Annotated in this window: 17 protein-coding genes and 1 riboswitch; of the genes, 13 read left to right on the top strand and 4 right to left on the bottom strand. The window is 71.8% G+C overall.

The window, feature by feature from the left end; all coding sequences use genetic code 11:
* The first annotated feature begins 24 nt into the window (after positions 1-24).
* The 3 genes from ACFYNU_RS37940 (at position 25) to ACFYNU_RS37930 (ending at position 3,240) form a co-directional block, all read left to right on the top strand.
* Positions 25-1,596: an MFS transporter gene (locus ACFYNU_RS37940; protein ID WP_356596971.1), complete on the top strand. Its 1,572-nt coding sequence runs from the start codon at positions 25-27 to the stop codon at positions 1,594-1,596.
* A gap of 366 nt (positions 1,597-1,962) precedes the next feature.
* On the top strand, positions 1,963-2,775 hold the full coding sequence (locus ACFYNU_RS37935) for a 4'-phosphopantetheinyl transferase superfamily protein (RefSeq protein ID WP_356596967.1): 813 nt from the start codon (positions 1,963-1,965) through the stop codon (positions 2,773-2,775).
* 57 nt (positions 2,776-2,832) lie between these two features.
* Complete coding sequence (locus ACFYNU_RS37930; RefSeq protein ID WP_356596965.1) at positions 2,833-3,240, top strand: VOC family protein; 408 nt, start codon at positions 2,833-2,835, stop codon at positions 3,238-3,240.
* Here the strand turns inward: ACFYNU_RS37930 and ACFYNU_RS37925 are convergent.
* Positions 3,226-3,816: a TetR/AcrR family transcriptional regulator gene (locus ACFYNU_RS37925; protein ID WP_356596963.1), complete on the bottom strand. Its 591-nt coding sequence runs from the start codon at positions 3,814-3,816 to the stop codon at positions 3,226-3,228. The genes ACFYNU_RS37930 and ACFYNU_RS37925 overlap by 15 nt on opposite strands.
* Positions 3,817-4,071: 255 nt before the next feature.
* On the opposite strand from ACFYNU_RS37925, the gene ACFYNU_RS37920 reads away from it, so the two are divergent.
* Positions 4,072-5,031, top strand: coding sequence for a 5-dehydro-4-deoxyglucarate dehydratase (locus ACFYNU_RS37920; RefSeq protein WP_356596961.1), 960 nt, complete (start codon positions 4,072-4,074; stop codon positions 5,029-5,031).
* Between the two features lie 218 nt (positions 5,032-5,249).
* Positions 5,250-6,617, top strand: coding sequence for an enolase C-terminal domain-like protein (locus ACFYNU_RS37915; RefSeq protein WP_356596959.1), 1,368 nt, complete (start codon positions 5,250-5,252; stop codon positions 6,615-6,617).
* 85 nt (positions 6,618-6,702) lie between these two features.
* On the opposite strand, the gene metE is transcribed toward ACFYNU_RS37915, so the two are convergent.
* A complete protein-coding gene (gene metE, locus ACFYNU_RS37910; RefSeq protein WP_356596957.1) occupies positions 6,703-9,027 on the bottom strand; it encodes a 5-methyltetrahydropteroyltriglutamate--homocysteine S-methyltransferase in 2,325 nt (774 codons plus the stop codon).
* Positions 9,028-9,186: 159 nt separating this feature from the next.
* Positions 9,187-9,408, bottom strand: a riboswitch (cobalamin riboswitch).
* A gap of 128 nt (positions 9,409-9,536) precedes the next feature.
* Between metE and metF the strand changes: the two genes are divergently transcribed.
* The 4 genes from metF to ACFYNU_RS37890 all read left to right on the top strand — a co-directional run bounded on the left by metF (position 9,537) and on the right by ACFYNU_RS37890 (position 14,362).
* On the top strand, positions 9,537-10,481 hold the full coding sequence (gene metF, locus ACFYNU_RS37905; RefSeq protein WP_356596955.1) for a methylenetetrahydrofolate reductase [NAD(P)H]: 945 nt from the start codon (positions 9,537-9,539) through the stop codon (positions 10,479-10,481).
* A gap of 366 nt (positions 10,482-10,847) precedes the next feature.
* Positions 10,848-12,341 (top strand): FAD-binding oxidoreductase, encoded by a 1,494-nt coding sequence (locus ACFYNU_RS37900; protein ID WP_356596951.1) that lies wholly within the window; start codon positions 10,848-10,850, stop codon positions 12,339-12,341.
* Positions 12,342-12,398: 57 nt separating this feature from the next.
* A complete protein-coding gene (locus ACFYNU_RS37895) occupies positions 12,399-13,640 on the top strand; it encodes an MFS transporter (RefSeq protein WP_356596949.1) in 1,242 nt (413 codons plus the stop codon).
* A 155-nt stretch (positions 13,641-13,795) separates the two neighbouring features.
* The gene (locus ACFYNU_RS37890) at positions 13,796-14,362 is read left to right on the top strand and encodes a TetR family transcriptional regulator (RefSeq protein ID WP_356596947.1); all 567 of its coding nucleotides are present in this window, start codon (positions 13,796-13,798) and stop codon (positions 14,360-14,362) included.
* A gap of 95 nt (positions 14,363-14,457) precedes the next feature.
* Here the strand turns inward: ACFYNU_RS37890 and ACFYNU_RS37885 are convergent, their stop codons facing one another.
* Positions 14,458-15,018 (bottom strand): helix-turn-helix domain-containing protein, encoded by a 561-nt coding sequence (locus ACFYNU_RS37885; RefSeq protein ID WP_356596945.1) that lies wholly within the window; start codon positions 15,016-15,018, stop codon positions 14,458-14,460.
* A 105-nt stretch (positions 15,019-15,123) separates the two neighbouring features.
* On the opposite strand from ACFYNU_RS37885, the gene ACFYNU_RS37880 reads away from it, so the two are divergent.
* Positions 15,124-16,032 carry an NmrA/HSCARG family protein gene (locus tag ACFYNU_RS37880; RefSeq protein WP_356596943.1) on the top strand — a complete coding sequence of 303 codons (909 nt, stop codon included), beginning with the start codon at positions 15,124-15,126 and terminating at the stop codon, positions 16,030-16,032.
* A gap of 15 nt (positions 16,033-16,047) precedes the next feature.
* Here the strand turns inward: ACFYNU_RS37880 and ACFYNU_RS37875 are convergent, their stop codons facing one another.
* Positions 16,048-16,797 carry a carboxylesterase family protein gene (locus ACFYNU_RS37875; protein WP_356596941.1) on the bottom strand — a complete coding sequence of 250 codons (750 nt, stop codon included), beginning with the start codon at positions 16,795-16,797 and terminating at the stop codon, positions 16,048-16,050.
* A 153-nt stretch (positions 16,798-16,950) separates the two neighbouring features.
* Here ACFYNU_RS37875 and ACFYNU_RS37870 point away from each other — a divergent pair, with 153 nt between their 5' ends.
* From ACFYNU_RS37870 to ACFYNU_RS37860, 3 genes are all read left to right on the top strand, one after another.
* Positions 16,951-17,748 carry an SAM-dependent methyltransferase gene (locus ACFYNU_RS37870; RefSeq protein ID WP_356596939.1) on the top strand — a complete coding sequence of 266 codons (798 nt, stop codon included), beginning with the start codon at positions 16,951-16,953 and terminating at the stop codon, positions 17,746-17,748.
* A 121-nt stretch (positions 17,749-17,869) separates the two neighbouring features.
* Positions 17,870-18,316 carry an SRPBCC domain-containing protein gene (locus ACFYNU_RS37865; protein WP_356596937.1) on the top strand — a complete coding sequence of 149 codons (447 nt, stop codon included), beginning with the start codon at positions 17,870-17,872 and terminating at the stop codon, positions 18,314-18,316.
* On the top strand, positions 18,313-18,669 hold the full coding sequence (locus tag ACFYNU_RS37860; RefSeq protein WP_356596935.1) for a metalloregulator ArsR/SmtB family transcription factor: 357 nt from the start codon (positions 18,313-18,315) through the stop codon (positions 18,667-18,669). The genes ACFYNU_RS37865 and ACFYNU_RS37860 overlap by 4 nt, the downstream gene beginning before the upstream one ends.
* Positions 18,670-18,781: the final 112 nt, after the last annotated feature.

Genomic DNA, 18,781 nt, shown 5'->3' with positions numbered 1-18,781 from the left:
CGCACCATCCCCGAAAGGAAACATGTGAGTACCACCGCCGACACCAGTTCGCAGGCCGGACCCCGTGAGTGGTTGGGCCTGGCCGTACTGGCACTGCCCACCCTGCTGCTGTCCATCGATGTGAGCGTGCTGCACCTGGCCGTACCGCACATCAGCGAGGGCCTGAACCCCTCCGCCGCCCAGATGCTGTGGATCATCGACATCTACGGCTTCCTCATCGCCGGCTTCCTGGTGGCCATGGGCACCCTGGGCGACCGGATCGGCCGCCGGAAACTGCTGCTGATCGGCGCCGCCGCCTTCGGTGTGGCGTCGCTGGCCGCCGTCTTCGCCGACGGCCCGGCCACGCTGATAGCGGCGCGGGCCGCGATGGGCATCGCCGGCGCCACCCTGATGCCCTCGACCCTCGCCCTGATCATCAACATGTTCACCGACGCGCGGCAGCGCGGTGTCGCGATCGCGATCTGGGTGACCATGTTCTCCGTGGGAATCGCGCTCGGCCCGGTGGTCGGCGGCGCCATGCTGGAGTACTTCTGGTGGGGCTCGGTCTTCCTCCTCGGCGTGCCCATCATGGGTCTGCTGCTGGTGGCCGGCCCGATCCTGCTGCCGGAGTACCGCGACGAGGACGCCGGCCGGATCGACCTGATCAGCGTGGTGCTGTCCCTCGCCACGATCCTTCCGGTGATCTACGGCCTGAAGGAGATCGCCAACGACGGCTTCGGTCCCGTCCCGCTCGCGGCGATCGTCGTCGGAGTTGTGGTCGGTGTGCTGTTCGTCCGCCGGCAGCGCACGCTGGAGAGCCCGCTGCTCGACCTCGCGCTCTTCCGCAGCACCACCTTCCTCACGGCCCTGGTGACGCTGCTGCTCAGCATGCTGGTGGCCGGCGGCACCTATCTGATGGTGACTCAGTTCCTCCAGCTCGTCGGCGGACTGTCCCCGATGAAGGCCGGTCTGTATCTGCTGCCGGCGGCCTTCGCGCTGATCGTGACGGCCGTGGTCTCCCCGATGGCGGCGAGCAGGATCCGCCCGGCGTACGTCGTCGCCATCGGGCTCGCCGTGTCGGGTGTCGGCCATGTGATGCTCAGCATGGCCGACAGCTCGTCGGGTATCGCCCAGGTCGTGGCGGGCTTCGCCTTCGTCTACGCCGGTGGTGGCCCGCTCATCGCCCTGGGCACGGACATCGTCGTCGGATCGGCCCAGCCCGAGCAGGCCGGGTCCGCCGCGGCCCTCTCGGAGACCAGCACCGAACTCGGCATGGCGCTCGGCGTCGCGCTGCTCGGCAGTCTCGGCGCGGCGGTGTACCGCAGCGGGGTGGACGTCCCGTCGGGGGTGTCGGGCGCCGATGACACGCTCGCCGGGGCGGTCGAGGCGGCGGAGGGTCTGTCCTCGGACGTGGCGACCCTCCTGCTCGGCTCCGCTCGGGAGGCGTTCACCGACGGGATGAACGTCATCGGCGGTATCGGGGCGTTCGTCGCGGTCGCCTCCGCGGTGCTGGTCGCGGTGGTCATCAAGCTCCCGGCCACCGGCGCGGGCGAGGAATCCGCGGGCGCCGACGGTCCGGCCGACGGCGTCGTTCCCGCCGTCAAGGTGGAGGGCTGACACGAAGTCGGCCTACGGCGTGGGGGGGGGGGGGGGGGGGGGGGGGGGGGGGCGCCCCCCCGCCGGGGGGGGGGGGCGCCGCGGGGGGGGGGCCCGCGGGCGGGGGGCCCCCCCCCCGCGGCCCCCCCCCCCCCGGGGGGGCCCCCCCACCCCCCCCCCCCCCCCCCCCCGCCGCGCGCCCCCCCCCCCCCCCCCCCCCCCCCCCCCCCCGACTCCGTGACGCCGGTCAGTACGCCGTCGGGGGCGGCCACGACGAAGTGACGCCGGCCGAACCCCGGCCGCCCCGCCTCGACGAGGCACCCACCGCCGCGCCGCGTGGAGGTGTCCGCCCCCGCGTCACGTCCGCCGGATCTAAGGCAGGTCGACATGGCAGCGACGGTGCGCCCGGTGGGCGAGGTCCGGGTGTGGGCGGTGCGGCAGGCGCCGCCGTGGCGGGAAGACCTCTCGCTCTCCCTGCTCGACGCGGGGGAGCGGGCCAGAGCGGTGTCCCTCACCCACCGGCAAGATCGGTCCACGTATCTCGCCGCGCACGTGGGGCTGCGACTGCTGCTGGGCGAGCGGCTCGGCGTCCATCCCCGCGATCTCCGGTTCGGCCGTGACCGGTGCGCGCACTGCGGCGGGCCGAACGGCCGGCCGATCCTCCTCGACGCACCGGGCGGGCAGGGCGGACCGGGCGGACCGGACGTGCGAAGCGGCCCCGGCGCCAGCCCCGGCCCCGGTCCTGGTGGCCCGTACTTCTCCCTCTCCCACTGCGCCGGCGTCGTACTCATCGGGGTCGCCGACGTACTCGTCGGGGTCGACGTGGAGCGGCTGCCCAGCCGTCGGACGGTCGAACTGTGCCTGGCGCGGCTGCATCCGCGCGAGCGGGCGGAACTGCTCCGCGTCCGCCGGGCCGAACGCCCCCTGGAATTCTGCCGGTTGTGGACACGCAAGGAGGCGTATCTGAAGGCGTTGGGGACCGGGCTCAGCCGGGGGCTGGACCGGGACTATCTGGGAGCGGGCGGAGAGGGTCGGCCCGTCGGCTGGAGCGTCGTCAACCTGTCCTGCGGCCCGCAGGACCGTACGCACGCCGCGGCGCTGGCCGTGCCCCGGTGGGTGCGGGCGCCCACCGGACCGGGCGAGCTGAACTGGTCGGCGTACGGTCATGTCCTCGGCGGCTTCCGCTCGTTGGGGGAGTGAGGCCAAGTTGACATGCCAACGGTACGCGATTAGGTTCGATTCGCATACCGTTGGTACGTGAAGTGGAGATGGCGCCCCATGCTGACCAGCTTCTGTCCGGTGATCTGCACCTCGCGGCCGGCGGAGTCCCGCGGCTTCTACCACCGACTGTTCGGCTTCACCGCCACGTTCACGACCCGGTGGTACGCCGCCCTCGGCCGCCCCGGCGGGCGACAGCCCGAACTCGCCCTGCTCGACCACACCCACCCGGCCCTGCCCGAGGCGCTCCTGTGGCCGGTGCGCGCGGTGCGGCTCACCTTGGCGGTGGACGACATGTCCGAGGAGTGGGACCGGATCGCCGCCCTCGGCGCGACGGAGCGGCCGGGCGACAAGCACCTCGTCATCACCGACCCCAACGGGGTCCGTATCGATGTCGTCGCCCCGGCGGCTCTCCGGCCGGCGCGCGCGGGCTCACTTCGCCCGTAGCGCCTCAAGCATCCTTGCCAGCGCCTGTCGGGCGTCCGTGAGATCGGCGGAGTCCTCCGACGTCGCCAGCCACAGCGCCGCCTCGTTCATCGCCCCCGAGAGCAGATGGGCGAGCGGCGCGACCGGCTGCGCTGGGATGGTGCCCTCGTGGACCAGGACGGCGAGAGCCTGTGCCAGATGGCGGCCGGAGGTGGCCTCGTTCATCGCCCGCCAGTCCCCCCAGCCGAGCACCGCGGGCCCGTCGACGAGCATGATGCGCTGAATCGCGGGGTCGGTGGTCGCGCTGAGGAACGCCTGGCAGCCGTAGGTGAACTGGTCCCAGGCGTCCTCCTGGACATCCGCCTCCGCCGCTATGAGCGCGGCGACCTCCTGCTGCACCTGTTCCAGTACGGCCCGGAACAACTCCGCCTTGCTGTCGAAGTGGTGGTACAGCGCGCCCTTGGTCACTCCGGCCGCCCCGACGATCTCCGACAGCCCCACGGACGCGTAGCCCAGCTTCGAGAAGAGCCGTCTGCTCTCCCGTAGCAAGGTGTCCCGCGTCTGCTGCCGTTGCTGTGCGCGAACCCCGTTCGTCATCGTTGCGCCCCCCGTCTCCGGCCCGTTGACGGCTTGTTGAAGCCCCTGCGCACACGGTACTTCGCCGTCGCGGGACGGGCGAGACCCCGCATTCGCGGGCTCCGCGGGCTTCTTGAGGACCGCCGCCCCGGGGGACGGGGCGGCAAGTTCAGATATCCGACCCATTGACCTGCGCTGTTCACGGTTCTAGCCTGCATTCTCATACGTAGACATCCTTCATAGGCATCCTTCACAAGGGAAAGCAGGGCTGGATCAATGGCAGGGCTGAGCGTGGGGACCGAGGATGTGGCGCAGCGGCTGCGTGAGGCGATGGAGGGCGGGGTGCTGTCCTTCCCCGTGACAAGTTTCCGGGAGGACGGCGCGCTCGACCTGGCCGCCTACCGGGCCTATCTGACCGCCCAGTTCGCCACGTCGCCCGGCGCGGTGTTCCCCGCCTGTGGGACCGGCGAGTTCAGCGGGCTGAACGAGGATGAGTACCGGGCGGTCGTCGCCACCACCGTCGAGGTGGCCGACGGCCGGCTGCCCGTGGTCGCCGGCGTCGGCTACGGCTGGGCGCAGGCGCTGCGGTTCGCCCGGATCGCCGAAGAGGCGGGCGCCGACGCCCTGTTGGTGATGCCCCACTATCTGGTCGAGGCCCCGCAGGACGGTCTGGTGGAGCAGCTGCGCCGGATAGCCCACGGCACACCCCTGCCGCTCATCGCCTACCAGCGCGGCCCGGTCACCTTCACCCCCGAGGGGCTGCGCCGGATCGCGGACATCCCCACCGTCATCGGACTGAAGGACGGCCACAGCGATCTCGACCGGCTCCAGCGCCTCACCCTGGCGGCGCCCGACGGCTTCCTCTTCTTCAACGGCGCCGCCACCGCCGAGATCCAGGCGCGCGCGTACGCCACGGTCGGCGTCCCCGCGTACTCCTCCGCCGTCCACGCCTTCGCCCCCGAGATCGCCGACACCTTCTTCCGCGCCCTGCGGGGCGATGACGACGCCACCGTGAACAAGCTCCTGCGCGACTTCTACGTGCCCTTCGTCGAACTCCGCGACCGGGTCCCCGGCTACGCCGTCGCACTGGTCAAGGCCGCCGCCCGGCTGCGCGGCCTGGCCGTCGGTCCCGTACGCGCCCCGCTCACCGACCCCGGCCCGGCCGACCTCGCCGAGCTGGCGAAGATCCTCGACGACGGTCTGAGCCTGGTCGGCGCCGTACGACGACGCGCCTGATCCGTCACGACGGGGGAGCGCCCACGACCGTCCCGAACGGCTGAACGGCGCTCCCCGTCAGACCCAGAGTTCAAAGGGGACCTGCCATGCCTCTTCGGACCACGGTTCGGCCGGAGTCTCACCGACGTCAGCGCCTCCTGCGCCTCGCGCTCGGCTCGTCCTTAGTCTCTGAAACCTCCCTGGTGTCCCGCACCCTCGTCCGTAAGGATTCCTGGACCATGAGTACGAACACGAACACAGACTCACGTACGCGTGTGAACGGCCGGCCGACCGTCACCGCGTTCTCCGTCTATCCGGTCGCCGGCCGGGACAGCATGGAGCTGAACCTCTCCGGCGCGCACGGGCCGTACTTCACCCGCAACGTGGTGGTCCTGCGGGACTCCGAGGGACGGACGGGCCTCGGCGAGGTGCCGGGCGGCGAGAAGATCACCCAGACCCTGCGGGACGCCGAGCCACTCGTGCTCGGCACGAGCATCGGCGACTACAAGCGGGTCCTGCGCGAGATCGGCGACCGGTTCGCGGGCCGGGACTCGGGGGGCCGGGGCGGGCAGACCTTCGACCTGCGGACGACGGTCCACGCCGTCACCGCCGTCGAGTCGGCGCTCCTCGACCTGCTCGGACAGCATCTGGACGTACCCGTCGCGGCGCTCCTCGGCGACGGGCAGCAGCGCGACTCCGTACGGGTGCTCGGCTATCTCTTCTACGTCGGTGACCCCGACCGGACCGACCTGGAGTACGTGCGTGAACCCGGCGCGGCCGAGGACTGGTACCGCGTCCGGCACGAGGAGGCCCTGACGCCGGAGGCGATCGTGCGCCAGGCCGAGGCCACCCACCAGCTGTACGGCTTCCGGGACTTCAAGCTCAAGGGCGGTGTTCTGGACGGCGCCGAGGAGGTCAGGGCCGTACGCGCCCTCAAGGACCGCTTTCCCGAGGCCCGGATCACCCTCGACCCGAACGGCGCGTGGTCGCTGCGCGAGGCGGTCGAGCTGTGCCGCCCGCTGATCGGCACGCTCGCCTACGCCGAGGACCCGTGCGGAGCCGAGGACGGCTACTCCGGGCGGGAGATCCTGGCCGAGTTCCGCCGCGCCACGGGACTGCCGACCGCCACCAACATGGTCGCCACCGACTGGCGCCAGCTCACCCACGCCCTGGCCCTCCAGTCGGTGTCCATCCCGCTCGCCGACCCGCACTTCTGGACCATGCAGGGCTCGGTCCGCGTCGCCCAGCTCTGCCAGGCGTCCGGTCTGACCTGGGGATGCCACTCCAACAACCACTTCGACATCTCCCTCGCCATGGTGACCCACTGCGGCGCCGCCGCTCCCGGCGACTACAACGCCCTGGACACCCACTGGATCTGGCAGGAGGGCCTGGAACGGCTCACCACCGCGCCGCCCCGTATCGTCGGCGGCGAGATCGCCGTCCCCGACGCTCCCGGCCTCGGAGTCCAAATCGACATGGACCGGCTCCTCGCGGCCCACGAGCTGTACCGGGAGAAGGCGCTGGGCGCGCGCGACGACGCCGTGGGAATGCGCTCTCTGATCCCCGGCTGGGAGTTCGACGCCAAGCGCCCCTGCCTGGTGCGCTGAGCCCGGCGCGGTGCCGGACGACGGGCCGGGGCAGGACCACGCGGTGCGCCCGCCCCGGCCCCGCCCCGGCCCCGGACCTGTCGGGTCAGGAACCGTCGTCGGCCAGTCGCGTGCGGATCGCACGCGCGGCGGTGACCAGGTTCTCCAGGGACGCCCTGGTCTCCGGCCAGCCACGGGTCTTGAGTCCGCAGTCCGGGTTCACCCAGAGCCGGTCGGCCGGGATCGCTTCAAGTCCCTTGTGGAGCAGGGCTGTTGCCTCCTCGGCGCTCGGGACACGGGGGGAGTGGATGTCGTACACGCCCGGTCCGGCCTCACGCGGGTAGCCGTGTACGGCGAGTTCGCCCGCGACCTGCATATGGGAGCGGGCGGCCTCCAGGCTGATCACGTCCGCGTCGAGATCGTCGATGGCCTGCACGATGTCGCCGAACTCCGCGTAGCACATATGCGTATGGATCTGAGTCCGCGGCCGGACACCGGCGGTGGTCAGGCGGAACGACTCGGTCGCCCACGCCAGATACTCGGCGCGATCGGCGGCGCGCAGCGGCAGCGTCTCGCGCAGCGCGGGCTCGTCGACCTGGATCACCGACGTACCCGCCGCCTCCAGGTCGCCGACCTCGTCACGCAGGGCGAGAGCGACCTGGCGCGCGGTGTCGCCCAGCGGCTGGTCGTCCCGGACGAAGGACCAGGCGAGCATGGTCACCGGCCCGGTGAGCATGCCCTTGACCGGGCGGTCGGTGAGGGACTGCGCGTACGACGTCCAGCGCACCGTCATCGGCTCCGGGCGTGAGATGTCCCCGGCGAGGACCGGCGGGCGTACATAACGCGTGCCGTACGACTGGACCCACCCGTGCCGTGTGGCGACGTAACCCGTCAGCTGCTCGGCGAAGTACTGGACCATGTCGTTGCGTTCGGGCTCGCCGTGCACGAGGACGTCGATCCCCGTCTTCTCCTGGAAGGCGACGACCTCCCGGATCTCCTCCTTGATCCGCTCCTCGTATCCGGCGGTGTCGATGCGCCCCGTGCGCAGGTCGGCCCGCGCGGTGCGCAGTTCGGTGGTCTGCGGGAAGGAGCCGATCGTGGTCGTGGGCAGGAGGGGCAGGCCCAGATGCGCCCGCTGGGCGACGGTCCGTTCCGCGTACGGCTGCGAGCGCCGGCCGTCGGCGTCGGTGACGGCCGCGGTACGGGCGCGCACGGCCGGGTCCCGGGTGAGCACGGACGCGGCCCGGGAGGCGAGCGCGGCGCGGTTGGCCGCGAGTTCGGCGGTGATCGCGCCGGTGCCGTCGGTCAGCGCGCGGGCCAGCGTCGCGATCTCGGTGCTCTTCTGGCGGGCGAAGGCGAGCCAGCGGGCGATCTCCGGGTCGATGTCCTGCTCGGCGGTGGCGTCGAGCGGGACGTGCAGGAGGGAGCAGGAGGCGGAGACGTCCACCCGGCCGGCGAGGCCGAGGAGGGTGCCGAGCGTGGCGAGGGACTTCTCGAAGTCGTTGATCCAGATGTTGCGTCCGTCGACGACCCCGGCGACCAGGCGCTTGCCGGGCAGTCCGCCGACGGCGGCGAGAGCGTCCAGGTTGGCGGCGCCCGACTCGGTGAAGTCCATCGCCAGCCCGTCGACCGGGGCCTTGGCGAGCACCGGCAGGGCGTCACCGAGCCGCCCGAAGTAGGAGGCGACGAGAAGCTTCGGCCGGTCGGCCGTGGTGCCCAGCTCGCGATACGCGCGGGCCACGGCGTTCAGTTCGGCCGGGGTGCGGTCCTGTACGAGCGCGGGCTCGTCCAGCTGCGCCCAGTCCGCGCCGGCCGCACGCAGATCGGCCAGGACCTCCGCGTACACGGGCAGGAGCCGGTCGAGCAGCGTCAGCGGCTCGAAGTCGGCGGCCACACCGGGGGCGGGCTTGGCCAGCAGGAGATAGGTGACGGGGCCGAGGAGCACGGGCCGGGCGGTGAGACCGAGCGTGAGCGCTTCCGTCAGCTCGGCGACCTGCTTGGCGGAGTCGGCGGCGAAGACCGTGTCCGGCCCCAGTTCGGGCACGAGGTAGTGGTAATTGGTGTCGAACCACTTCGTCATCTCCAGCGGCGCCACGTCCTGCGTGCCGCGCGCCATCGCGAAGTACCCCTGCGTGCCGTCGGCGTCGACCGCCGCACGGTGCCGCTCGGGAACGGCGCCGACCATGACGCTGGTGTCGAGGACGTGGTCGTAGTACGAGAAATCACCGGACGGCACTTCATGGATGCCGGCGTCGGCCAGCTGCCGCCAGTTCGAACGGCGAAGACCCGCGGCGGTCTCCCGCAGGGCGTCGGCGTCGACACGGCCCTTCCAGTACCCCTCGACGGCCTTCTTCAGTTCACGGTTCTGACCCTGGCGGGGGTAGCCGTACACGGTGGCCCGTGCTGCCGCGGCTGCGGACTGCGCTGTCACGGAACTCTCCTTCGCGAGATGTGTCCAGAACATCCCGGGGACGGGACGCGGACGCGAAGGCACGACCGAACGACGCGACACGTCGCGCGAGAAACGCGCATGCCGCTCGATACGTACGCCGACCCGCCCACGAGGTCACCGGAAAGACCGCGCGCGATCGGTCGCGCACGGGCAACGGGCAGGTCTTCGGACTCGTGGGCCCGTCTCGTGTCGGCCACGAGACACCTACTGGCCGTCGCTTCCCAGATCCGGCCGGACCCAGTGCGTATGACGGCGGTCGTTCCCACTCACCGCTGCGGGGCAGTCCCGGATTCCCACCGGGTTCCCTCTTACGACGTCCTGCCTGGCGGGCAGGAACGAACCAGCTGCACTGAACAGCCTACGGGGACGGACGCCGCCCATACACCCCTGCCCGGAATCCGGACGGGCCGGCGGACATGACCCGGGGCGCGGGTATCAGCAGTCGGACCGGGACCTGACCACCCGCGACAGGCCATTAACCTGCGCCCATGGCTCTCGGTACTCCCCGCGCAAGAGCGGACCACGCTGTGCCCATCCGCGACCTCCTCGCCGCAGGAGGCCGTTCGTACTCCTTCGAGTTCATGCCTCCGCGCAGCGCGGAGGCCGAGGCCGGGCTGTGGACGGCGATCCGACGGTTGGAAGCCCTGTCACCGGCCTTCGTCTCGGTGACGTACGGCGCCGGCGGCTCGACGCGTGGCCGCACCATCGGCGTCACGGGGCGGATCGCCCAGGAGACCACGCTCACCCCGGTCGCCCACCTCACGGCGGTGGACCACAGCGTCGCCGAACTGCGCAACATCCTCGGCCACTACGCCGACCAGGGCGTCCGCGACATCCTCGCCCTGCGCGGCGACCCGCCCGGCGACCCGCTCGGCCCGTGGACGAAGCACCCGCAGGGGGTCGAGTACGCGGCCGAACTGGTCCGGCTGATCAAGGAATCCGGCAACTTCTGCGTCGGCGTCGCGGCCTTCCCCGAGATGCACCCGCGCTCGCCCGACTGGGACAGCGACATCCGCCACTTCGTCGACAAGTGCCGGGCCGGCGCCGACTACGCGATCACCCAGATGTTCTTCGACGTCGACGACTATCTGCGGTTCCGCGACCGGGTCGCGGGCGCCGGGTGTACGACGCCGATCATCCCGGAGATCATGCCGGTCACCACGGTCCGCTCGCTGCGCCGTATCCCGAGCCTGAGCACGGCGGTCTTCCCGGCGCGGCTCGCCGAGCGGATGCTGGCCGCCGAGGACGACCCGAAGGCGGTCCGGGCGCTGGGTATCGAGCACGCCACCGAGATGTGCCGCCGCCTGATCAGCGAGGAAGCCCCGGGTCTGCACTTCATGACCATGAACTTCTCCAAGGTGACGACGGAGATCTACCAGAATCTCGGACTCCACCGCCGAGGCCGCGCCCAGGAGGAGCCGCCGACGGGATGATTCAACGGCCCTGCCAGGGACGGAGCTTCTCGGGGTTGTGCACCGCCCGGATCTGTTTGATCCGGTCACCCACGACGTGGCACGCGAACACGGTGACGTTGACGCCCTCGTACTGGGAGGCCGGACCGGGCCGGCCGTTGACCGTCCTCTCCCGGATCGAGCGCGGCGTCGCCTCGGGCAGCGGCAGCCCACTGCCCAGCTACGTGGGCGGCGCGGGCCGTCGGCCAAGAGTCGTGATCATTTCGCGTGAACCATGATCGGCCGTGAGTGTCGTGCCTCCTTCGCGTCCGCGCGTCGATTCATCGTGAGCCCGCCGGACACGAGGCGGGGCCCACGGGATCACCGCAGGACAGAAGGAGAACGACTGTGCAGATCGGCCGACGATTCGTACTGCGCGCCGGCGCGGCCTCAGCGGCCGGGGCCGCGCTGACCGGCGCGTACGGAAACCTGCCCGCGGCGGCCACCGAACGGCGCCACGAGCGCGCCGTCTGGCGGGAGTTGCGGGAGGCGGTGAGCCCGGCCGCGCGGCTGTACCGCCCCGGGGACCGGGGCTACCCGGCCCAGGCCGCCGCCGACAACCAGCGCTACGCCTCCGTCCGCCCCGCCGGAGTGCTCGGCTGCGCCTCGCAGGACGACGTGGCCGCCGCTGTCCGCTGGTGCGCGAAGCACGGAGTCCCCTTCGCCCCCCGCTCCGGCGGCCACAACTACGCCGGATACTCCACCACGCGCGGCCTGGTGATCAGCCTGCGGCCGATCCGGCACGTGGCGCCGCGAGGGCGCCGGCTGCACGTGGGCGGCGGCGCCACCAACTCCGACGTGTACGCGGCCCGCGCCGCGGACCTGTACTTCCCCGGCGGGCGATGTCCGGGCGTCGGCGTGGCCGGCCTGACCCTCGGCGGCGGGCTCGGCTTCAACGACCGCAAATGGGGCCTGACCTGCGACCGGCTCGTCGAGACCCGTGTCGTACTCGCGGACGGGACCGTGGTGCGCGCCGCCGACGACGAGAACGCGGACCTGTTCTGGGCCTGCCGTGGCGGGGCCGGCGGCAACTTCGGCATCAACACCTCGTTCGTCTTCGACGCCGTACCGGTGGGCCGGCTGCGCGCCACCGTCTTCGACCTCGTCTTCGATCTGCGAGTGGCGGTGCGGGTGATGGACGAGTTGCGGCACGTCCTCGACGCCGATCGCCGCGACGACCTCGATATGCGTGTCGCCTTCACACACGCGGGCGACGGCACGACGTCCCTGGCGGTACTGGGCCAGCGACTCGGTTCCGAGGACGCGCTGCGCCGGGTCCTCGGGCCACTGCTGAAGCTCCGACCGGCGAAGGCGTTCATCGAGGAGCGTGGCTTCTGGTCCGCGCAGGACTACCTCATGGCGCCCGCCGCGTCGGCGTCCCACGCCTCCAAGTCCCTCGTCCCCGAAAGGTGGTTGACCCCCGACACGGTGACGGCCGTCGCCGAGTGGGCCCGCGCCTGGCGTCCCGGACCCGCTCGGGCGACCGGCTTCGTGACGCTCTTCGCCATGGGCGGCGCCGGCGACGCACCGCGCCCCGACGAGACCGCCTACCCCCACCGCAGGGCCACCTTCGTACTGGACATCGGCACCAACTGGCGCCCCGGCACGGCCTCCTCCGAGGTGGCGCCCCTGCTGGAGCAGATCCGCGCCGTGCACCACACGCTCCGTGACCATCTGCGTACCGACGCGGCGTACGTCAACTTCCCCGACCCGGATCTGCGGGACTGGCGGCGCGCTTACTACGGCGCCAACTACGAGCGCCTGGTCGAGGTCAAGCACCGGTACGACCCGGCGGGACTCTTCCGCTACGCACAGGCCGTCGGCACACCCGGGAGCCGGTGACCGGCCGCTCAGAACAGAGGAGTGTACGTTCGTACGCTCTGCTTGTAGGCTCCACCCATGACTGTTGACGTACTGAGCCCGCCCGCCCCGGCGGACCGGCAGGCCCGCGTGGCCGTCGCCGTGCTCTTCTTCACCAACGGCGCGCTGTTCGCCAACCTCCTGCCGCGCTTTCCGCAGATCAAGGCGGATCTCGGCATCGGGAACGCCGCCTACGGTCTGGCCGTCGCGGCGTTCCCGACCGGCGCCATCGCGGCCGGCCTGGCGGCCGGCGTGCTCGTCCGCCGGTTCGGGTCGGGGCGCGTGGCGGTGGCCGGCACCCTGCTGACCGGCCTGGGCGTCCTGGCCGCCGGGCTGTCCGGCTCCGTGGTGCTGTTCGCGACCGCCCTGTTCCTGGCCGGGGCGATGGACGCGATCACCGACGTCGCGCAGAACGCGCACGGCCTGCGTGTGCAGCGCCGTTACGGCCGCTCCATCATCAACTCCTTCCACGCCATCTGGTCCATCGGCGCGGTCGTCGGCGGATCCATGGCCGCCGGCGCCATCGCGCTCGGCCTGTCGCTCGGGCAGCATCTGCTGATCTCGGCGGTGGTGTTCGGGATCGCCGCCTGCGTCGCGTTGCGGTTCTGTCTGACCGGGCCCGACACCGAGCCGGACGCGGCAGAGGCGAAGGAAGGGGCGGCGAAGCCGACGGACACGGCGGGCCGGGTGCCGGCGCCTCGGGAGGAGGAGCAGAGGAAAGCCCGTCTGCGCACCGGATACGTACTGGCCGCACTCGTCCTGATCGCCGCCGCCGGCGCGCTCGTCGAGGACGCGGGCAACTCCTGGGCCGCGCTCTATCTCTCCGACTCGCTGCACGCCTCGGGCACACTCGCGGCCTCCGGCTATATCGCCCTGGTCGGCGCCCAGTTCATCGGCCGCGTGATCGGCGACAGGCTCGTCGACCGGTTCGGCCAGCGTACGGTGGCCCGCTTCGGCGGTCTGATCGCCGCGGTCGGCATGGGTCTGGCCCTGGCCGTACCGACGGCGACCGGCACGATCCTCGGTTTCGCCACGGCGGGATTCGGGGTGGCGACCCTGGTGCCCGCAGCGATGCACGAGGCCGACGAACTGCCCGGTCTCAAGCCCGGATCGGGGCTCACGATCGTCTCCTGGCTGATGCGGCTGGGCTTCCTGCTCTCGCCGCCGGTCGTCGGGCTCGTCGCCGACTCGACCAGTCTTCGGGTGGGCCTGCTGGTGGTGCCGCTCGCCGGACTGATGGTGATGGTGCTGGCCGGGGTGCTGAAGCCCCGGCGTCGGTAGCGGACGGCCCCTGGACGGCGGCCGAGCGTGTACGTTCGCACGTATGCCGATGGACAACTCCGGGCAAGGCCCGCGCAGGTATGTGGAACGTACGCGGGCCGGGGATCTCCGCCGTGACCCCGCCCGGCCGGGCCGTACCCTCTGAGCGCACCGACATGGCCACCGGACACACCGACCCGAAGCGCCGCGAACGCATCATCGCCGCCACCCTCGACCTCATCGCCGAGGAGGGGCTCGCCCGGGTCTCCCACCGAAAGATCGCCGCACGGGCCGGCGTACCGCTGGGTTCGATGACGTACCACTTCGGCGGCATCGACGAACTGCTACGGGAAGCCTTCGGCCGCTTCACGGACCACATCGTCGCGGTCTTCGACGCCCGTCTCTCCGTCCCGACCGATCGTGACCAGGCGAGAGAGGCCGTGGCCGACCTCGTCCACGCCCTGTCCGAGGGCCCGCAGCGCGATCTCATCCTCACGCAGGAGCTGTACACCCTCGCGGCGCGCCGGCCCGAGTACCGGGAGCTGACACATGAGTGGATGCGCCGTAGCCGTATCCATCTGGAGCGGCACTTCGACCCGGACACCGCCCGCCAACTCGACGCCCTGATCGAGGGTTTGACGATCCACCGCGCACTGGCCCGGGAACCGCACGGCCGCGACCTGACGCTTGAGGCCATCACCCGCATCACCACGACGGACACGGAAGGCGCGGCGCGGACCTGAGCCCGAGGGCCTGGGAGCGACGGGCCCGGGACCGCGAGTCTGGGAGCGACGGCCTTGGGGCCACCGGTTGCCCGGCCCGACCGTCCCGGTGCTCGTCACCGTGGGCTGAGTCCCGCCACGGTCAGGCCGAGCAACCGGTGCGCCTCGGCGTTGGGGTCCGTGTGGTGTTCCGTGGCCAGCGCGATGCCCGTGACCAGCGTGACCAGGTCCGTGACGGTCAGATCCGGCGCCACCGCCCCGGCTCGCGCGGCGTGCTCCAGCAGCGGTTCGACCGCGCCGCCGAGCTTCGCGGCGCAGGCGTTCGCATGATCCGGATCGTCCATCCTCCCGTCCTGGACCAGCGCGCCGGCCAGGCCGCGTGCGGAGGCCGCGTACGTCGTGAGCGCGCCCAGCCACTCCAGCAGCGCGGCCCGCGCGTCGGGCGCCTCCGCCAGCTCCCGCGCGTGTGTGCACAGGGTCTCGATGCGCTCGCTGAAGACCGCGTTCAACAGCGCGGCGCGGCTGGGGAAGTGCCGCCGCACCGTGGCGGAGCCGACTCCGGCGGTGCGGGCGATCTGCTCCAGGGAGGCGTCGACGCCGTGCGCGGCGACCTCCTCCTCGGCCACGGCGAGAATCCGCGCGTAGTTCCGACGGGCGTCCGCGCGCTGGACGGTCATGGCGTGATCTCCGAGGTTGCTAAGTGGCGGGGTCCTCCGTATCGTACCGAAAGTTAAGTGGCGGGCCTCGCCACTTAGCTGTCCGCGACCGTTTGAGGAACACCTATGACTACCGATTCCGCACCCGTCCTGGTCGTCGGCGCCACCGGTCTCCAGGGCGGCGCCACCGCGCGCGCCCTTCTGGCGTCGGGCGTTGCCGTCCGGGCGCTCGTCCGGGACCCCGCGACCGACCGGGCGAAGGCCGTCGAAGCGCTCGGCGCCGAGCTGGTCACCGGCGACCTGGACGACCGCGACTCCCTGACGCGGGCCGCCGAAGGGGCCCGCGCCGTCTTCTCGGTCCAGATGCCCGACCTGAACGGACGCGGCTTCGAGGGCGAGTTCGCCCAGGGCGTCAATCTGATAGAGGCGGCGCGGGCGGCGGGTGTGCCGCAGTTCGTGCACACCTCCGTCTCCGGCGCCGGGCAGCACGCCAGTTGGGTCACCGGCGAATGGGCGCAGATGGAGCCGTACTACTCCGCGAAGGCCGGGATCCAGGACCGGGTACGGGCGGCGGGCTTCACGCACTGGACGCTCATCAAGCCGGGCTTCTTCATGGAAAACCTCCGCCCCTCCGTCGAAATCCTCTTCCCCCGTGGGGTCGAGGGCGGCCTGGTCACCCTCCTGAAGCCCACAACTTGGATCTCCCTCGTCGCCGTCGACGACATCGGCTCGGCCGCCGCCGCGGCCATCGCCGATCCGGAGCGGTTCGACCGGGTCGAACTGGAGCTGGCGAGTGACCACTTGACGATGACGGACATCGCCGAGGTCCTGTCCCGCCACCTGGGAGTCGAGCTGACCGCCCCGGACCTGACCGCGGAGGAGGCGACCGCCGCCGGGATGCCCGACATGGGCTTCGGCCAGGCCTTTGTGAACGAGTACCCGCAGCCCGCCCGCCCCGAGTTCGCGCGGGCGCTCGGTATCCCCCTCACGACCTTCGAGGAATGGGCGCGCGCACACCTGCGGCCCGCCGTCTGACAGGAACGGCGCCCGTCACTCCGATCGTGCCGCCGCCGCGATGGCCGCCGCGGTCTCCCTGCCCGCGCGAAGAACGTGCTCGCTGGTCGAGGGGACGCACAGGCCAAGGCCGGGGTCGTACTCCGTCATGACGACCCCGGCGTGGTCCGAGGCGAGTTCCCGCGAGGTCACCGGCCATCCCTTCGTACGAAGGGCCGCGGCGAAGTCGCGCGAATGGGCGCTGCTGAGCATGGAGTCGGCCGAGCCGTGCACCAGCGTGACGGGGACGCCGCCCGTGGCAGCCCGGTCGAGGTCGGCGAGCGGGGCGGTACCGGTGGAGCGGGCGGGCAGGTCGTAGCGCCCGGCGACACCCACGGCGGCGATGAGCCGTACGCCCTCGGCCGGGGCGGGGCGCAGGGCGAGGCCGACGGCCGCGCCGGCGCCGGCCGACCAGCCGGCGAGGACGACGCGTTCCCCGTCTCCGCCGAACCGGACGGCGTGGTCGCGGACGTACCGCAGCGACGCCGCGAGATGGGACCGGCCGCCGTCGGGCGCGTCGGAGCGCCAGTCGGGGACGAAGACCGGCAGACCGTGCGACGCGATCTCGCGTGCCAGCGAGGCGAGAACGCCCTTCTCGTCGGGGCCGATGCCGTGCCACAGCAGCACACTGGGGCTCGCCGGCCGGTCCGTGGCCGGCCGGTGGACATCCAGCCGCCGGGGCGGCGCGCCCTGTTCGGTCAGATAGATCAGATCGCGTGTCCCGATGACGGTGCCGGAGAGGGGCATGTGCCTTCCGAAGGAGTGTGAGGGGGCTCGGACTTGCCCCATTGTCGCGCCGAACCCCGTGCGTCGGCCGGGTAGTTGATGTGGGAGCCTGTCGATTATCCGTGCGCGGGCGGGGGTTCCGGGGCGGTGGCCGAGCGAAGCGAGGAGCGCAGCGTGGGACAGAACGCCTTCTGTGCCGAGGGGATCGACACCAGTAGGCCGCATCCCGCGCGGATCTACGACTACCTGCTCAACGGCAAGGACAACTACGAGGTGGACCAGCTGGCCGGTGACCAACTGGCCGCCGCGGCCCCCGAGGTGCGGATCGGCGTGCGGGCCAACCGTGCCTTCCTCCAGCGGGCCGTGCGGTACGTGGTCGGCAGCGGTGTCCGGCAGATACTCGACATCGGCACGGGCCTGCCCACCTCGCCGAACGTGCACGAGACGGCCCAGGAAGTGGCACCGGACGTGCGTATCGCGTACGTCGACAACGACCCGATCGTCAACGCGCACGCCAACGCCCTGCTCAACCGCTCCGGCGAGACCAGCATCGTGCTCGCCGACCTGCGCGACCCCCAGGCCATCGTGGACCACCCCGACGTCCGCCGGGTCATCGACTTCGACGAGCCGGTCGCCTTGCTCCTCGTCGCGATACTCCACTTCATCACCGACGCGGAGAAGCCCGAGCGGGTCGTCGCGACCCTTCGCGACGCGCTGCCGCCCGGCAGCTTCCTGGTGCTCTCGCACGCCACGGGTGACTTCGCCGACCGCAGCGAGGCCCAGGCCGTCTACACCAAGGCCACGGCCACGCTGAACCTGCGCTCCCGCGCCAGGGTCGAGCGATTCTTCGACGGCTTCGAACTGATCGAGCCCGGTCTGGCCCAGGTCCCGTTCTGGCGCCCGGACTCCCCGCCGCCGGAGGGGTCCGAGACGATCGGCTTCTTCGGCGGTGTGGCGCGCAGGACCGGGTGATCCGCACCGTCGGAGACGCGTCCTCGCCGCGAACATGAGGTGCAACCCGCAGGTTGCGCATGGCGGACGCCATGTGCAACTCTGGGGTTGCACGTGAATGCGGCGATGAAGGAGTTTCCCCATGAGCGAGAACCGAATCGAACGCGAGATCACCATCGAAGCCTCCCTGGAGAGGGTCTGGTCCCTGGTGTCCGAACCGGGATTCTGGGTGACCGACGAGGCGAATCTGACCGGCGCCGTGGCGAAGGAGGGCGAGGTGAACGTGGCGCGGAGCGCCGAGTACGGGGACTATCCGGTACGGGTGGAGAAGGTCGAGCCGCCGACGTATCTGGCGTACCGCTGGGCCAGCGCGTTCCCCGGGCAGGAGCCGCGCCCGGACAACAGCACCCTCGTCGAGTTCACCCTCACTCCGGAGGGCGACACCACGCGGCTCCGCGTCGTCGAGAGCGGATTCGAGGCACTGGCCGGGTCCGAGGAACTGCGCGCCCAGGCGGTGAAGGACAACACCGGTGGCTGGCCGCAGGTGCTCGACGCGTTCAAGAAGCGCGCCGAACAGCCGGCCGCGTGACGGACGAGCCTCGCGGCCTGGACGCCGTGGTCGACGGCGTCTTCGTCGCCCTGGCGGACCCCACGCGCCGCAAGCTCCTCGACCTGCTCGCCGCCCGGGGCGAGGTCACCGCGACGACGCTCGCCGACGGCCTGCCCGTGTCACGGCAGGCCGTCGTCAAGCACCTCGCTGTCCTCGACGCCGCCGGGCTGGTCTCCGGCCGCCGGACGGGCCGCGAGGTGCGGTACGCGGTACGGCCCGAGGCGCTGGACGCGACGGCGCGCTGGATGGCCACACTGGCCGCCGACTGGGACCGGCGCCTGGCGACGATCAAGCGCATCGCGGAGGCGGCGGAGCGTGAGGCGCGGTCCTAGGGGGTGTCCGCAAAGTAGCGTCGTCCGCCCGTAGGGCGGGGCTCACGGCGTCTGGTGCGTGCGATCGCAAGGCGGAGGATCGTCCTCATACTGGACGTACGTGGATGACTCC

It is taken from the genome of Streptomyces sp. NPDC006643, from assembly GCF_042870175.1.
Taxonomy (GTDB): domain Bacteria; phylum Actinomycetota; class Actinomycetes; order Streptomycetales; family Streptomycetaceae; genus Streptomyces.
This window is presented reverse-complemented; position numbering and strand designations above follow the sequence as displayed.

Bases quoted from the DNA above. Each gene is read 5' to 3' on its own strand.
- ACFYNU_RS37935 (WP_356596967.1), top strand. From the start codon at position 1,963: ATGGCAGCGACGGTGCGCCCGGTGGGCGAGGTCCGGGTGTGGGCGGTG.
- ACFYNU_RS37925 (WP_356596963.1), bottom strand. From the start codon at position 3,816: ATGACGAACGGGGTTCGCGCACAGCAACGGCAGCAGACGCGGGACACC.
- ACFYNU_RS37920 (WP_356596961.1), top strand. From the start codon at position 4,072: ATGGCAGGGCTGAGCGTGGGGACCGAGGATGTGGCGCAGCGGCTGCGT.
- ACFYNU_RS37915 (WP_356596959.1), top strand. From the start codon at position 5,250: ATGAGTACGAACACGAACACAGACTCACGTACGCGTGTGAACGGCCGG.
- metF (WP_356596955.1), top strand. From the start codon at position 9,537: ATGGCTCTCGGTACTCCCCGCGCAAGAGCGGACCACGCTGTGCCCATC.
- ACFYNU_RS37895 (WP_356596949.1), top strand. From the start codon at position 12,399: ATGACTGTTGACGTACTGAGCCCGCCCGCCCCGGCGGACCGGCAGGCC.
- ACFYNU_RS37890 (WP_356596947.1), top strand. From the start codon at position 13,796: ATGGCCACCGGACACACCGACCCGAAGCGCCGCGAACGCATCATCGCC.
- ACFYNU_RS37885 (WP_356596945.1), bottom strand. From the start codon at position 15,018: ATGACCGTCCAGCGCGCGGACGCCCGTCGGAACTACGCGCGGATTCTC.
- ACFYNU_RS37880 (WP_356596943.1), top strand. From the start codon at position 15,124: ATGACTACCGATTCCGCACCCGTCCTGGTCGTCGGCGCCACCGGTCTC.
- ACFYNU_RS37875 (WP_356596941.1), bottom strand. From the start codon at position 16,797: ATGCCCCTCTCCGGCACCGTCATCGGGACACGCGATCTGATCTATCTG.
- ACFYNU_RS37865 (WP_356596937.1), top strand. From the start codon at position 17,870: ATGAGCGAGAACCGAATCGAACGCGAGATCACCATCGAAGCCTCCCTG.